This window comes from Janthinobacterium violaceinigrum (genome assembly GCF_009208555.1).
GTDB classification, from domain to species: Bacteria; Pseudomonadota; Gammaproteobacteria; order Burkholderiales; family Burkholderiaceae_D; genus Janthinobacterium; species Janthinobacterium violaceinigrum.
The window spans coordinates 1-366 of sequence record NZ_WFLI01000121.1; the positions used below are offsets into that span (position 1 = coordinate 1).

1 rRNA gene is annotated in these 366 nt (G+C 49.5%); it reads left to right on the forward strand.

The window, feature by feature from the left end:
- The first annotated feature begins 247 nt into the window (after nucleotides 1–247).
- Nucleotides 248–360 (forward strand): 5S ribosomal RNA (gene rrf / locus GCN75_RS28900).
- Nucleotides 361–366: the final 6 nt, after the last annotated feature.

A 366-nucleotide genomic window follows, 5' to 3' on the forward strand; every position in this document is an offset into this window, starting at 1 on the left:
GGACCGTGAAACAACTTTGCGCCGATGATAGTGCTGCAACCAGTGTGAAAGTAGGTTATCGTCAGGCTTGTTATTCGCAGTAGAAGAAAACCCCGTCAGCAATGGCGGGGTTTTTTTTCGTCTGGCGGTTTTGTCGCGATAAAACCCCCACTTTTGGCCCCACCTTCAGGCAAATTACTATATAATTCGCCTCCTCAGATCAGATGGTTTGCTGCCCCGTTGGGAGCAGGCTGTTGAAAAAGTTATGCCTGATGACCATAGCAAGTTGGTCCCACCCCTTCCCATCCCGAACAGGACCGTGAAACAACTTTGCGCCGATGATAGTGCTGCAACCAGTGTGAAAGTAGGTTATCGTCAGGCTTGTTA